Below are 14,876 nucleotides of genomic sequence, written 5' to 3' on the forward strand. Positions count from 1 at the left end.
CCGGGCGGGCGCGGGCCCGCTGGCCGGTCTGCGGGTGATCGACCTCACCGCGATGGTGATGGGACCGTACTGCACCCAGATCATGGCCGACATGGGCGCCGACGTGATCAAAGTCGAACCGCCCCAGGGCGATAACACCCGCTACATCTCCGTCGGCCCGGCGCCGGGGATGAGCGGCGTGTTCGTCAACGTCAACCGCGGCAAGCGCAGCGTCGTGCTGGACCTGCAGACCGACGCCGGAACGCGGGCGCTGCGCGCGCTGGTGCAGACCGCGGACGTGTTCATCCACTCGATGCGCGCCAAGGCGATCGCCAAGCTCGGCTTCGGCTACGACGACGTCGCCGCAATCAACCCCTCGATCGTTTACACCAACTGCTACGGGTACGGCCGGCGCGGGCCCGACCGCGACCGGCCCGCCTACGACGACACGATCCAGGCCGAATGCGGGCTGCCCGCGGTGCAGCAGCAACTGACCGGCGAGGCCGACTACGTCGGGACCATCATGGCGGACAAGGTCGCCGGGCTGACGGCGCTCTACGCGACCACCATGGCGCTGTTCCACCGCGAACGCACCGGGGAGGGGCAGGAAGTCGAGGTCGCCATGTTCGAGACCATGGCGTCGTTCATCCTCGTCGAGCACGCCAACGGCGCCATGTTCGACCCCCCGCTGGGGCCCGCGGTGTACCCGCGCACGGTGGCGCCCAACCGCCGCCCCTACCGCACCAGTGACGGCCACATCGCCGCGCTGATCTACAACGACAAGCACTGGAACGCCTTCACCAACGCCGTGCGGCCGCCGTGGGCCGGCGAGCTGTACGCGACGCTGGAGCAGCGCGCGCGCCAAATCGATACTGTCTACGGGCTGTTGGCCGAGACGATGAAGGAGCGCTCGACGCAGGAATGGCTGGAGCTGTTCCGCGAACTCGAGATACCGGCCGCGCCGCTTAACACTCCCGGCGCGCTGTTCGACGATCCGCACCTGGCCGCCGTCGGCATGTTCGAGACGGTCGACACCCCGCACGGGCCGGTGCGCTTTCCCGGCGTGCCCACGTGGTTCTCCCAGACGCCGGGTCGCGTCGCGGGGCCGGCGCCGGAGCTCGGCGCCCATACCGAAGAAGTGCTCGCCGAGATCGGCGCTCGCGACGGAAAGGAGCTTTAAGCCATGGGAGTGCCCGTGTACAAACGCATTCTCGACCTGTTCGAGGCCGAGGGCGTGAACACCCTGTTCGGCATCCCGGACCCGAACTTCGTGCACATGTTCGCCGAGGCCGACGCGCGCGGGTGGTCGGTGGTCGCACCGCATCACGAGCTGAGCGCGGGATTCATGGCCGAGGCGGCGTCGCGCATGACGGGTAAACCCGGCCTGTGCATCGGCACGCTCGGTCCGGGCATGGCCAACATCGCCGGAGCCATCCAGTGCGCGCTGGTGGAGAACTCGCCGGTGATCTTCCTCGGCGGCCAGCGCGCCCGCATCACCGAGCGCCGGGTGCGGCGCGGACGAATCCAATTCGTCCAGCAGGAACCGCTTTTCGCGGCTTCGGTGAAGTACAGCTCCTCTATCGAGTACGCCGATCAGACCGACGAGATCATCCACGAGGCCATCCGCAGGGCGATGTCCGGCACCCCGGGCCCGTCCTACGTCGAGTTTCCGTCGCACGTGATCCTCGAGGAGCTCGACGTGCCGGATCCGTTGCCGCCCAACCGGTACCGGCTCGTCAACCAGGGGGCGGGCACCCCTGAGGTCGCCGAGGCCGCGAAGCTCATTCGCGAAGCGAAGAGCCCGATCCTGTTGGTGGGACACGGCGTGCACACCTCGCGCACCGGCGCCGCGGTGAAGGAGCTTGCCGACTTGATGGCCTGCCCGGTCATCCAGACCTCCGGCGGCACGTCGTACATCCCGGGTCTGCAGGAGCGGACATTCCCCTACCTGTTCTCGCCGGCCGCCAACGAGGCAGTCGAGGAATCCGACCTGTGTGTCGCGCTGGGCACCGAGCTCGGTGAGCCCATGCACTACGGCCGGACCCAGCATTGGGCCGGCAACGATGCGAACCGCAAATGGGTGTACGTCGAGCAGGACCCCGCCGCGATCGGCGTCAACCGCCAGTTCGACGTGCCGCTGGTCGGTGATCTGCGCGGTGTGGTGCCGCAGCTGGTCGACGCGCTCAAGGATTCCCCGCGCAAACCCGCGCCCGCGCTGCAGTCCCTGATCGACAAGGACGCGAAAGAGCTTGCGGATCTGGCTGAATCGGCACCGTCCGGACGTTCGCCGATCCACCCGGCGCGCTACGTCGTCGAGGCCACCAAGGCGTTCAACCAACTCGATGACGGCATTCTCGTGCGCGACGGCGGCGCGACGGTGATCTTCCAGTGGACCTACTCGCAGTCCAAGCCGCGCGATGTGATCTGGAACCAGAACTTCGGCCACCTGGGCACCGGGCTGCCCTACGCCGTCGGAGCCTCGGTGGCCGAGGGTGGCAAGCGCCCGGTGATGCTGCTGACCAGCGACTCGGCGTTCCTGTTCCACATTGCCGAGTTGGAAACCGCTGCGCGGCAGAATCTTCCGCTGGTGTGCGTGGTGGGCGTGGACCACCAATGGGGCCTCGAGGTCGGCGTCTACAAGCGCACTTTCTCCCAGCCGTCACCGCAGCCCGGTGTGCACTGGAGCAAGGAGGTCCGGATGGACAAGATCGCCGAGGGCTTCGGGTGCCACGGTGAGTTCGTCGAGAAGGAAGACGAGATCGGCCCGGCGATCGCCCGCGCCTACGCCAGCGGCAAAGTCGGTGTGGTACACGTGTGCATCGACCCGAAGGCCAACTCCGAGGAGATGCCCAAGTACGACCGATTCCGCACCTGGTACGCCGAAGGCACCCAGTAAGACCAGCAAGGAAGGGTATGAATTCATGCGCGAATACCTGAAGTTCTACATCGACGGCCAGTGGGTCGACCCCGTGCGGCCCAACGCGTTTGACGTGGAAAACCCCGCGACCGAGCAGGTCGGCGGGAAGATCTCGCTCGGGTCGGCCGCCGACGTCGACGTCGCGGTCAACGCGGCCCGGCGCGCCTTCGGCAGCTGGTCGCAAAGCACCCGCGAGCAACGCCTGGACCTGCTGCAGGCCATCCTCGCCGAATACCAGAGGCGCGCCGGCGATCTCGCCGACGCCGTCACCGAGGAGATGGGCGCCCCGCCGTCGCTGGCCGCGGGACCGCAGGTCCAACTCGGGCTCGGTCACCTGGTGACGGCCATCGACGTGCTGAAGAACTACCGGTTCGAGGAACAGCACGGGGAAACGCTGATCGTCAAGGAGCCGATCGGCGTGTGCGGGCTGATCACGCCCTGGAACTGGCCGCTCAACCAGATCGCGGTCAAGGTGTACCCGGCGCTCGCGACGGGGTGCACGATGATCCTGAAACCGTCTGAGGTGGCGCCGTTCTCGGCGTATCTCTTCACCGAGATCCTTGACGCCGCCGGGGTGCCGGCCGGCGTTTACAACCTGGTCAACGGCGACGGGCCCGGCGTCGGCGCCGCCCTGGCCGCCCATCCCGACATCGACATGGTGTCGTTCACCGGGTCCACGCGCGCCGGCGTCGAGGTGGCCGCCAACGCCGCCCTGACGGTCAAGCGGGTGACCCAGGAGCTCGGCGGCAAGAGCCCCAACATCGTGCTCGACGACGCGGGTTTCGCCGACAGCGTCCGTGCCGGTGTGGTGAACATGATGCCGAACTCGGGGCAGAGCTGTAACGCGCCGTCGCGCATGCTGGTGCCGAATTCGCGGATGGCCGAGGCCATCACGATCGCCCGTGAGGTCGCCGAGCAGGTACGGGTGGGCAGCCCCGACGATGCGCGGGCGATCGGTCCGGTGGCGTCGAAGGCGCAGTTCGAGAAGGTGCAGGGCCTGATCCAGAAGGGCATCGACGAGGGCGCGACGGTCGTCGCGGGCGGCCCGGGCCGGCCGGCGGGCCTGGACAACGGTTACTACGTCAAGCCGACCGTCTTCGCCAATGTCACCAACGACATGACGATCGCGCGCGAGGAGATCTTCGGGCCGGTGCTATGCATGCTCGGCTACGACGACCTCGACCAGGCCGTCGAGATCGCCAACGACACCGACTACGGCCTGGCCGGCTACGTCTCGGGCGCCGACCTGGACAAGGCGCGCGAGGTCGCCCGCAAGATCCGCGCCGGCTGGGTGACGATCAACCACGCCTTCGACATGAACGCGGCGTTCGGCGGCTACAAGCGCAGCGGCAACGGCCGCGAGTGGAGCGAATTCGGGTTCCACGAATACCTGGAGATCAAGAGCACGTTGGGCTACGGGCTAAAAGAAGCGCCCGCACAGAAGGGATGAAACACAAGTGTTTTCAGCAGTTCTGATCGAAAAGGGCGATGCGGGCCAGACGGTCGGGGTCGCCGAGGTGGACGAGGCGCAGTTGCCGGAGGGTGACGTATCGGTCGAGGTGCAGTATTCCACCCTGAACTACAAGGACGGCCTGGCGATCACCGGCAAGTCGCCCGTGGTGCGGAAGTTCCCGATGGTCCCGGGCATCGACCTCGCCGGCGTGGTGACCGACAGCGGCCACGCCGACTGGAAAAAGGGCGACCCCGTGGTGCTCAACGGGTGGGGCGTTGGCGAAACGCATTGGGGCGGGCTGGCTCAGCGCGCCCGCCTCGACGGCGACTGGCTGATCCCGTTGCCGTCGGCCTTCACCACCCGCCAGGCGATGGCGATCGGCACCGCCGGCTACACCGCCAGCCTCTGCGTGGAAGCGCTACTGCAGCACGGGGTTTTACCCGAGCAGGGCGAGGTGCTGGTGACCGGGGCGACCGGCGGCGTCGGCAGCGTCGCGATCGCATTGCTCACGGCGGCCGGGTTCAAAGTGGCCGCCGCGACGGGCAAGTCGTCCGAAGAGCCGTTCCTGCAGCGACTGGGCGCGGTGACGGTGCTGGATCGCGCCGAACTCGGCGAGGCCGGCAAGCCGTTGCAGAAGGAGCGCTGGGCGGGTGTCGTCGACACCGTAGGCAGCCACACCCTGGCCAACGCCTGCGCGCAGACGCGCTACGGCGGCGCGGTGGCCGCGTGTGGTCTGGCCCAGGGCATGGACTTTCCGGCCACGGTCGCGCCGTTCATCCTGCGCGGCGTCTCCCTGCTCGGCATCGACAGCGTGATGGCGCCCAAGGCGCGGCGCCTGACGGCCTGGGAGCGCCTGGGGCGCGACCTGGACGCCGGCGCGCTGGATTCGATCGCCCGCGAGATCGGGCTGGGCGAGGCGATCGCCGCGGCCGGCGAGCTGATGGACGGCAAGGTGCGCGGTCGCATCGTCGTCGACGTCAACCGCTAAATGGGGCGGCAGATGACTGATAAGAGCGCCAAGAGCGCCAAGGGCGTGCAACTCGACCTGTCCGACGTCGACCATCGGGTCGGCAAGCCGGTGGGCGGCGGGCAACTGTGGGATCCGTGTAGTTCCTCCGACATCCGGCGCTGGGTGATGGCGATGGACTACCCCAATCCGGTGCACTGGGACGAGAAATTCGCCCGCGACTCGAAGTTCGGCGGCATCGTCGCGCCGCAGTCCATCGCGGTGGCCCTGGACTACGGCCACGGCGCCGCGCCGGCGTGCGTGGGCCACATTCCGAACAGCCACTTGATCTTCGGCGGCGAGGAATGGTGGTTCTACGGCTGCCCGGTGCGGCCCGGGGACAAGTTGTTCCAGGAGCGCCGGTTCCACGACTACAAGGTGACCGAGACGAAATTCGCCGGCCCGACAATGTTCTCGCGCGGCGACACGGTGCACACCAACCAGCACGGCACCCTGGTGGCCCGCGAACGTTCCACCGCGATCCGCTATCTCTACGACGAAGCGACCAAGCGCGGGATGTTCGAGAACCAGCTGGGCGAGATCAAGCGCTGGACGCAGCCCGAACTCGAGGCCGTCGAGCGGCTGCGCCGGGAGTGGCTCGAGTCCAACCGCACGGGTGTCTCGCCGCGCTTCGACGAGGTGAAGGTCGGCGACACGTTGCCGCGCCGCGTGATCGGTCCGCACAGCATCGCCAGCTTCACCACCGAATACCGGGCGTTCCTGTTCAACATCTGGGGCACCTTCGAATGGGTGGCGCCGCGCGGCATCGAGGACCCGTGGGTCTATCAGGATCCCGGCTGGGGCAAGGACTTCGCGTTCGACGAGGAAGACGCGAAAATCGACCCGCGCAAGCGTGACGGGTTGTACGTGGGCCCGTCGCGCGGGCACATCGACGCCGAGCGGGCCAGCGAGGTCGGCATGGCCCGCGCCTACGGCTACGGCGCGACGATGGGCGCGTGGTGCACGGACTACCTCGCGTACTGGGCCGGCCACGAGGGCATGGTGCGCCATTCCAAGGCCGACTTCCGCACGCCGGCGTTCGAGGGCGACGTCACCTATTTCGACGCCGAGATCGTCGACAAGCAACCGGAGTCGACGTGGGGCGTGCCGCTGGTGCAGGTGAAGCTGCGGCTGACCAACCAGAACGGGGAGATGCTGGTGGGTTGCACGGCCGAGGTCGAGCTGCCGCTGTAGCGATGCAACAGCTTTCGATAGTGTCCGGGCCGCCGCTGGCGGACGAGCCCGGGCTGGGCGCGCTCACGCTGCCGGGCTTCCTGCGCGAGGTGACGCAGGCGTACGGCGACCGCGAGGCCGTCGTGTGGCGGACCGCCGACGGCGCGGTGCGCTGGACGTACGCGCAGCTGTGGGAGCGCGCCATCGAGGTGGCGCGCGCGTTGCGCGCGGGCGGCCTGGGCAAGGACGGCCGCGTCGGCGTTCTGATGACCAACCGGCCGGAATGGCTCGCCGCGGTGTTCGGCACGTCGCTGGCCGGCGGGGTGGCCGTCACGCTCAGCACGTTTTCCACGCCGTCCGAGCTGGACCACCTGCTGCGGGCGTCGGCCGTTTCGGTGCTGCTGTTCGAGCGCAAGGTGCCGTCGAAGGACTTCGCCACCGTCCTGGCCGCCCTGGACCCGGCGAACTATCCGTTCCTGCGCCGCCTCGTCGCGGTCGGCGATCCGGCCGCCGAGGGCATCGAAACATGGTCGGATTTCCTGACTTCCGGGGCCGAGGAGCCGCGCGAGCTGGTCGAGGCGACGGCCGGGGCGGCGTCGCCCAGCGACGCGGCCGTGCTGTTCTTCTCGTCGGGATCCACCAGCAAGCCGAAGGGCATCCTCAGCGCGCATCGCGGCGTGTGCATCCAGCTGTGGCGCTTCCGGCGCATGTACGGGTTCGGCCCCGGCGACCACGTCCGCGGCTGGACGGCCAACGGCTTCTTCTGGTCGGGCAATTTCGCGATGGTGCTCGGCTCGACGCTGGCCAGCGGCGGGTCGCTGGTGCTGCAGTCGACGTTCGACGCCGCCGAGGCGCTCGAGCTGATCCAGGCCGAGCGGGTGAACTTCCCGTTCGCCTGGCCGCATCAGTGGGCCCAGCTGGAGGGTGCGCCCAACTGGGACCGGGCGGATTTGAGCAGCGTGCGGTACGCGGACTTCAAGACCCCGATCGCCCACCATCCCACGGTTTCGGGCGAGTGGTACGAACCGGGGCATGCCTACGGCAACACCGAAACCTTCACGATCACAACGGGTTACCCCGCCAACACCCCGCCCGACGTGCACGCCGAGAGCTTCGGGATTGCGCTGCCCGGGGCGACGCTGAAGATCAGCGACCCGCTGACCGGAGCCGTCGTGCCACGCGGCCAGTCGGGTGAGATCCACGTCAAGGGTCCCACGCTGATGCTCGGCTACATCGGTACGCCGCTGGACGAAACCCTCGACGCCGAGGGCTTTTTCCCCACCGGTGACGGCGGCTACCTCGACGACGCCGGCCGGCTGTACTGGCAGGGCCGACTCACCGACATCATCAAGACCGGCGGCGCCAACGTCTCGCCGCGCGAGGTCGACGAGGCCCTCATGGCGCACCCCGGCGTCAAGGTGGCGCAGACCGTCGGCGTCCCGCACGAAACCCTCGGCGAGGCCGTCGTCGCCTGCGTGGTGCCGCACGACGGCGTGACCATCGACACCGCAGAGCTTTCGGCGTTCCTGCGGCAGCGCTTGGCGAGCTACAAGGTGCCCCGCCACGTGCTGTTCTTCCGCGAGGACGAGGTGGCGGTGACCGGCAACGCCAAGATCAAGGCCGGCGAGCTCCGGGAACTGGCCGCCAAGCGGCTCGCGTGAGTTTCGGCCGCGCCCTAGGCGTGCCGGTCGGCCTGGCGAACGAGCTGCACCCGCGACGACACCCCGAGTTTCGCGTAGACATGCGTGAGGTGTGAGTGCACGGTGCGCGGGGAGATGAACAGCCGCGCGGCAATGTCCTTGTTGGACAGCCCTTCTCCGACGAGTCCGACGACCTCTCGCTCGGTCGGCGTCAGCGACTCCCAGCCGCTGGCCGGGCGGCCGCGGGCGCCGCGGCCGCGCTGTGCATAGGCGATGGCCTCGCCGGTGGACAGCGCGGCGCCCTCGGACCACGCGGCATCAAATAGATTCTGCCCCAGCGCGTTACGCGTCGCCGCCACCGACTCGTCGTAGGCCTTGTCAAAGACCTTGAAGCGTACCTCGCAGTGTCGCCGCCGCATGCCCTCGGCCGCACCGAACAGCCGCGCGGCGTGCGCGGGGTCGCCGGCCAACCCGGCGAGGCATTCGAGCGTGTCGGGCAGGCGCAGGTACCCGCCGGTGCGTTCGGCGACCTCGATGGCGTCGTGCAGGTCGCGGTCGGCCTGCTGCAATTCGCCCTGCGCGATGGCCACCCGGGCGCGCGACACCAGCGCCCATGCCCGGTAGGCCCCCGGAACGACCGCGGCGGTGCCGTCGGCCCAGCGGCGGGCGGTCACCAGATCGCCGCAGCACATGGCCGCCTCGGCCATCGGCACCAGGCTCCGGGTGAACAGTTCCTTCAGCGGATATGTGTGCCGCCAGGCCGCATCGCAGAATTCCTTCGCCGCGGCGGCGTCGCCACCGGCCAGCGCGGCGTAGGCCAGGCCCACGTACGCACTGTCCTCGTGGAATCCGCCCATTTCGGCGGCGACTTCGAGGGCGGCCTGTGCCGTCGCGCGCGCGGCCGCGGCATCGCCCGTGTACACGAGAGGGTTTCCCAAGGCCATCAGACCGAACGCCTCCATCGTGCGGTCCCCGGCCGCCCGCGCCTCGTCCACCAGCGAACGGGCCACGAGAAGGCTGTCCGTCAGCTTGCCCTGCAGCGCAAGCGATCCGACGAGGAACGTCCGGCTGTATCGCGACATGAAGCTGTCGCCGAGCGCGTCGGCCACCGCGACCGCCTCCTCGCCCGCCGCTTGCGAGGCGATGGGATCGCCGGCGGCATTGCGGGCGAAGCATTCGTAGGCGCGCACCAGATGAAGGCCGGACCGGTCGCCCGACGCGCGGACCAACTCGACGGCCTCGTCCAAATACGGCTTGGCCAACTCGGCGTCGTTGAAGGCGAGCATGCCGCAGGTCGCCAGGGTGTGCACGACGAGGACCGGGTCGCCGAGTTCGCGCGCCGCGGCGAGCGCCCCTTCGGCCCGTTGCAGGTTGAACGGGACCGAGAACCAGACCGCGAGCAGCCCCGCATCGGCGACCGCCCGAATCCATTCCTCGGGGGCGACGCCGTCGTCTCGGTAGCGCTCGTCGTCGAACACGGCGGCGAACCCGGCCACGCCCTCGCGGAACCGTCCCCGCGTCACCCACAGCCGCTGCAACGCCGACACGAGCTGCAGCGCCGGCTCGAATTCCCCGGCGTCGCAGCTCCACGCGTGCGCGGCCCGCAGGTTGTCCATCTCGAGCTCGGCCCAGGGGACCAACGGTGTTCCGTCGCCGCCGGTTTGCGATTCCAGCGTCACCGCGGAGACCGTGTAGTGGTCGCGGTGGCGGGCCCGCACGGCCTCGGCTTCGCCCGACTCCGCGAGCTTTTCCAGGCCGTACTGGCGGACCGTCTCCAGCAGGCGGTAGCGCATCGTGCCCCGGATCTCCTCGGGGACGATCAGCGACTTGTCGACGAGCAGCCCGAGCAGGTCGATGAGCTGATAGTGCTCGGCGTCGGTGTCGGCGCCCACGGCGTATGCGGCGTCGAGGTCAAACCCGCCCATGAACACCGCCAGGCGGCGGAACAGGACGCGTTCCGGCTCCGTGAGCATGGCGTGCGACCAGTCGATGGACGCGCGCAGCGTCTGCTGGCGGCGGACCGCGGTGCGCGCGCCCCCGGCGAGCAGGCGGAAGTTGTGGTGCAGGCCGTCGACGATCTGGGTCAGCGACAGAGTCCGGGTGCGCGCGGCCGCCAGCTCGATCGCCAGCGGCATGCCGTCCAGGCGCCGGCAGATCTCGATGATGGCGGACGAATTGTCTTCGGTGAGGCCGAAATCCGGCCTGGTCCGGCGGGCCCGGTCGACGAACAATGACACGGCCTCGCCGTCCACCGACAGCGACGGCACCCGCCAGGTCAGCTCCCCGGCGATGCCGATCGGCTCGCGGCTGGTGGCCAGCACCGTCACGTCCGGGCCCGCATCGAGCAGCGCGACGGTCAGGGCCGCACAGGCATCCAGCAGGTGCTCGCAATTGTCCAGGAGCAGCAACGTCTTTCGTCCCCCGACGAACTTCGCCACCGTCTCCATGGTGGAGCGGCCCGGCTGGTCGGCGAGACCCAGCGTGCGCGCCAGGATGACGGGTACGAGAAGCGGATTGGTGACCGGCGCGAGGTCGACAAACCAGACGCCGCCCGCGAACTCGCGGGCCACCTCGGTGGCGACCTGGATCGCCAGGCGCGTCTTGCCCACCCCGCCGGCACCGGTCAGGGTCACCAGTCTGTTCTCCTTCAACAGCTGCCCGATGTCGCCGACCTGCGAGCCACGACCCACGAAGCTGGTCAGCTGGGCCGGAAGATGAGACCCGGCAACGTCGTTCGCGGTGCGCAGCGGCGGAAAGTCGTTGCGCAGGTCGGGATGATTGAGTTGCACGACGCGTTCCGGGCGCGGTAGGTCGCGCAACGGGTGGACGCCCAGGTTGGTCAGCCACGCATCGGCCGGCAACCGGTCGAGCACCAACGACTCGGTGGCGCCGGACAATACGGTCTGCCCGCCGTGGGCGAGGTCGCGCAGCCGCGCGGTCCGGTTGATGGTCGGCCCGGCGTAGTTGCCGGCGTCGCGCAACTGGACCTCGCCGGTGTGCAGGCCGATGCGCAGCCGGATCGGCGCCAGGGGCGCCAGCTGCAGCCGAAGCGCGCACGCGACGGCGTCGCTGGCGCGCGAGAACGCGGCCACGAAGCTGTCGCCCTCACCCTGCTCGACCGGCCGCACCCCGCCATGGGCGGCGACGAGATCGTTCACCGTTTGATTGAGCTGCTCGAGCGCGGCCGCCATGACGGCGGCCTGGGTTTCCCACAGCCGGGTGGACCCTTCGACATCGGCAAGCAGCAACGTCACGGTCCCAATGGGCAGCTCGCTCACGCTTTGCTCGCTCCAGTCCACCAGCGGCGTATCGATCTCGCTCATGTTAGCCAGCATGCGGGCGCGGCGAACCCCAAAACATCGGCATAAATGCGTAGACCCGGCGGCTAGCCGGCGGAACTTCAGTCCTCCGCGTGCCGTTCGTAGTCCCATCGCTCCAGGCGCGTCTGCAACTGAATGACGCCGACGCCAACGACCGGGACGGCGGCGGCCATGCAGACCAGTAGCAGCGAAGTCATGTCGGAAACCTCCCAATTCCTTTCACTGATAAGACGTTCGGTGGCGGTGACAAGTTCATTCCGGCGCCAGGGCGCGGTCGGCCAGCGCGCCGAGCACCGGCGCGAGCAGTTGCGCGTACTCGGTCGTCACATGGTTGTCGTCGCGGAAGACCAGGGTGTTGCCGACGATCGCCGGGCACCGGTCGGGGGTGCAGAACAGGTCGGTCAGCTCGGCGTAGCGCCCGCCGGCGGCGACGGTCGCGGTCCGCTCGGCGGCGATGCCGTCGTCGTCGACCGCGGCCGAGCGCGCCGGAGCGCACGCGGTGGCGTCGTCGAGATGGGCGGACAGGCACGCGGGCACCGGCCCGTGCGGATCCGGTGCCGGCCCCAGGACCAGCACCGTCGACCCGGCGGCGCGCAGCAACGCCACGGTGCGGCCCAACGTGTCGATCCACGCCGGGTCGTAGGACACGAAGCCGAAATCCGCCCCGTAGCGCCGGCTCATGTCCAGTACCACCAGCCGCGGGTGCTCGGCCCGCAGCCGGTCGACGACCTGCGCGCGCCACTGTTCGCACTCGGTGTACTCGCGGCCCAGATACGGGCTGGTGATGCGCAGTTCCTGCAGCGGGCAGGTCACCTTGGCCAGCGTCTCCAGCCGCCAGTGCTGTTGCTCGGCGGCCCGCTGGAACGCGGGCGCCCACATGGCCGCGTGCGAGTCGCCGACCAGGGTCACCGTCGTCGGCGAGGCGGTGTCACCGGCCGCGCACTCGGGTTGGCCCACCTCCCGCCACGAGCGCACGCAGCCGTTGACGAAGACGGTCGCCTTGTCGGCCGCGGCCTGCGCCAGCGGCGGGTCCAGGTTGGCGGGGACGGCCCGCAGGCCCACGGACGACGCCACCGCGTCGCGCACCTGCGCGAAGGCCCGCTCGACCGCCGCCGGCTCGGCGCGGCTCGCGGGCGGCAGCGTGACGATGTTGGCCTTGGCGGCCGCCGCGCCGTGCCCCGCCGGCACCGGCGTCACGGTCAGCAACAGTGCGCACGCGCACGCCGCGGCCACGCTGGCGGTGCCGGCCACGGCCAGGCTCGCCTTCACCGACCGGCGCAGCGCGGCCGCGAACCGGCCGGGGTTCTCGACCAGATGCAACGTGATCACGGCCAGCCCGGCCGAGACGGCGACCGCGGCCAGCCGCGCCGGCAGCCCGTCGGGCTCCCCCAACAGCTTCGGCATGAGCAGCAGCACGGGCCAGTGCCACAGGTACCACGAATAGGAGACCCGGCCGACCGCCCGCATCGCCGGCCGGCACAACAGGCGCCCGGCCCCCAGGCCGCCGGCGGCGCACCCGCCGCCGATCACCAGCGCGGTGCCCAGCACGGGCAGCAGCGCCGCCGTGCCGGGGTAGGGCGTGCCCGGGCCCAGCTGGGTGCAGGTCAGCGCGATCAGCGCCAGGCCGCCCCACCCGGCGATCGCCGCGGGCCGCAGCGGCAGCCGCCGCCACCGGCGAATCGACAGCGCCACCAGGCCGCCGGCCGCCAACTCCCAGGCGCGGGTGGGCAGCGAGAAGAACGCCCACGAGGGCGACGTGTGGGTCCACGCCAGGCCCGCCGCCAGCGACGCCCCCCCGACCAGAGTCAGCGTCACCGCGTACGGGACGGCACGGTCGTTCCTTCGGCGACGCGCGAGCCACGCCGTGCCGATGATCAGCACCGGCCACACCAGATAGAACTGCTCCTCGACCCCCAGCGACCAGTAGTGCTGGAACGGCGACGGCGCGCCGGGGGACAGGTAGTCGGTGCCTTGGCCGGCGAACCGGTAGTTGCCCACGTACAGGGCGCTGGCGATGCCGTCGAGCAGGACGGCGCGTGCCTGCAGCGGCGGCAGCGCGACGGCCGCCACGGCGGCCGTGACGACGCCGACGGTGGCCGCCGCCGGCAGCAGGCGCCGGGCCCGGGCGCCGTAAAAGCGGCCCAGCGCAACGGTTTTGGTGTCGGCGACCTCGCGCCACAGCAGCCCGGTGATGAGAAAGCCGGAGATGACGAAGAAGACGTCCACACCGACGTAGCCGCCCCCGGCGCCGGGAACGCCCGCGTGGTACGCCACGACCGCGACGACCGCGACCGCGCGCAAACCCTCGATGTCCGGACGAAATCCCTTGCGGGAAGGTCGCCGCTCCACCCGGCGTGTGCTGGTGGCGACGGCTTCCTCGACGGTCATCTGCGTGGGCTAGGTCGCCATCCAGGCCAGCTCGCCGGGCAGTTGCATGCGCCAGTAGCCGACGTCGTGTCCGCCCAGGGAGAAGCTGCCCGACGGCTTGGTCTTCAGTTGGCCGACGAATTGCTTTGTGGCGAAATAGAAGCGGTCGAAGGTGCCGCAGTCCACGCGCAGCGGAATCGTGTTGAGCGCCGGCACGCCGACGACGTTGTTCTGCACCCAGTCGTCGTAGCTGTCGAACGCGCCCGGCGCGCTGCCCGCGAACGAGGTGTACAGCGCCGGGCTGATCGCGCAGATCCCGGCCGTGCGCGACGGGCCCAGCTTGGCGCCGAGGTGCAGCGCGCCGTAGCCGCCCATCGACCACCCCATGAAACCCACCCGCGAGGTGTCGAAGCCCATCGTGGACAGCATCGGCAACAGTTCGTCGAGCACCATCGCGCCGGAGTCCACGCCGGAAGCCCTTTTGTGCCAATAGGTGTTGCCCCCGTCGACACCCACCACCGCGAACGGCGGCCTGCCCTCCTTGACCAGTCGGGCCAGCCCCTCCTGAACCCCCATGTCCAGCATCTGGTTGGCGTCGCCGTCCACGCCGTGCAACGCGATCACCGGCCGCAGCGCCCCGGTCTGGCCGGGCGGCACGGCGATCACATAGTTGGTCTTGATGCCCCCGCGAGCGGCCGACACGAACGAACCGGTGAGCCTGGTCGGCAGGGTGCCGGCGGTCGGAGGCTCGAACGGGGCGGGCCCCAGCGGTGCCGGCGCGGCTTGCGGCCTGACCGGATCCAACACGGCACCGAACGCAAAGATGCCAGCGGCTCCCAGGCCGGCACCGGCGCCCATCCGCAGCACCGCCCGGCGGGTCAGATCAGGCATGATCGCAATAATGCCGGGCCGATCGCTCGATATCGGTCCAGCCACGCCGAATTGGAAGCATTGCGTGATCTCACGTGATCGCCCGGTCGCGAACCGGTGACCTTTGCCGGGCGGTGAAACGCCGGTGGCG

9 protein-coding genes are annotated in these 14,876 nt (G+C 69.9%); 6 read left to right on the forward strand and 3 right to left on the reverse strand.

Annotated features, from left to right (window positions below):
* Positions 1-19: 19 nt before the first annotated feature.
* The 6 genes from AC5Y43_RS17900 to AC5Y43_RS17925 are packed head-to-tail and all read left to right on the forward strand — an operon-like array spanning position 20 to position 8,189.
* Positions 20-1,159, forward strand: coding sequence for a CaiB/BaiF CoA transferase family protein (locus tag AC5Y43_RS17900; RefSeq protein ID WP_499974973.1), 1,140 nt, complete (start codon positions 20-22; stop codon positions 1,157-1,159).
* A gap of 3 nt (positions 1,160-1,162) precedes the next feature.
* Positions 1,163-2,875 carry a thiamine pyrophosphate-binding protein gene (locus tag AC5Y43_RS17905; protein ID WP_499974636.1) on the forward strand — a complete coding sequence of 571 codons (1,713 nt, stop codon included), beginning with the start codon at positions 1,163-1,165 and terminating at the stop codon, positions 2,873-2,875.
* A 25-nt stretch (positions 2,876-2,900) separates the two neighbouring features.
* Positions 2,901-4,346, forward strand: coding sequence for an aldehyde dehydrogenase family protein (locus AC5Y43_RS17910; protein WP_499974638.1), 1,446 nt, complete (start codon positions 2,901-2,903; stop codon positions 4,344-4,346).
* A 7-nt stretch (positions 4,347-4,353) separates the two neighbouring features.
* Positions 4,354-5,337, forward strand: a complete 984-nt coding sequence (gene acuI / locus AC5Y43_RS17915; protein ID WP_499974639.1) for an acrylyl-CoA reductase (NADPH) — start codon at positions 4,354-4,356, stop codon at positions 5,335-5,337.
* 12 nt (positions 5,338-5,349) lie between these two features.
* Positions 5,350-6,549: a MaoC family dehydratase gene (locus tag AC5Y43_RS17920; RefSeq protein ID WP_499974641.1), complete on the forward strand. Its 1,200-nt coding sequence runs from the start codon at positions 5,350-5,352 to the stop codon at positions 6,547-6,549.
* A 2-nt stretch (positions 6,550-6,551) separates the two neighbouring features.
* Positions 6,552-8,189: a class I adenylate-forming enzyme family protein gene (locus tag AC5Y43_RS17925; protein ID WP_499974642.1), complete on the forward strand. Its 1,638-nt coding sequence runs from the start codon at positions 6,552-6,554 to the stop codon at positions 8,187-8,189.
* Between the two features lie 14 nt (positions 8,190-8,203).
* Here AC5Y43_RS17925 and AC5Y43_RS17930 read toward each other — a convergent pair whose 3' ends face one another.
* The 3 genes from AC5Y43_RS17930 to AC5Y43_RS17940 form a co-directional block, all read right to left on the reverse strand.
* Complete coding sequence (locus AC5Y43_RS17930; protein WP_499974643.1) at positions 8,204-11,503, reverse strand: helix-turn-helix transcriptional regulator; 3,300 nt, start codon at positions 11,501-11,503, stop codon at positions 8,204-8,206.
* Between the two features lie 237 nt (positions 11,504-11,740).
* Positions 11,741-13,837: an acyltransferase family protein gene (locus AC5Y43_RS17935; RefSeq protein WP_499974975.1), complete on the reverse strand. Its 2,097-nt coding sequence runs from the start codon at positions 13,835-13,837 to the stop codon at positions 11,741-11,743.
* A 48-nt stretch (positions 13,838-13,885) separates the two neighbouring features.
* The gene (locus tag AC5Y43_RS17940; RefSeq protein WP_499974977.1) at positions 13,886-14,755 is read right to left on the reverse strand and encodes an alpha/beta hydrolase; all 870 of its coding nucleotides are present in this window, start codon (positions 14,753-14,755) and stop codon (positions 13,886-13,888) included.
* Positions 14,756-14,876: the final 121 nt, after the last annotated feature.

It is taken from the genome of Mycobacterium sp. NGS57 (genome assembly GCF_059812405.1).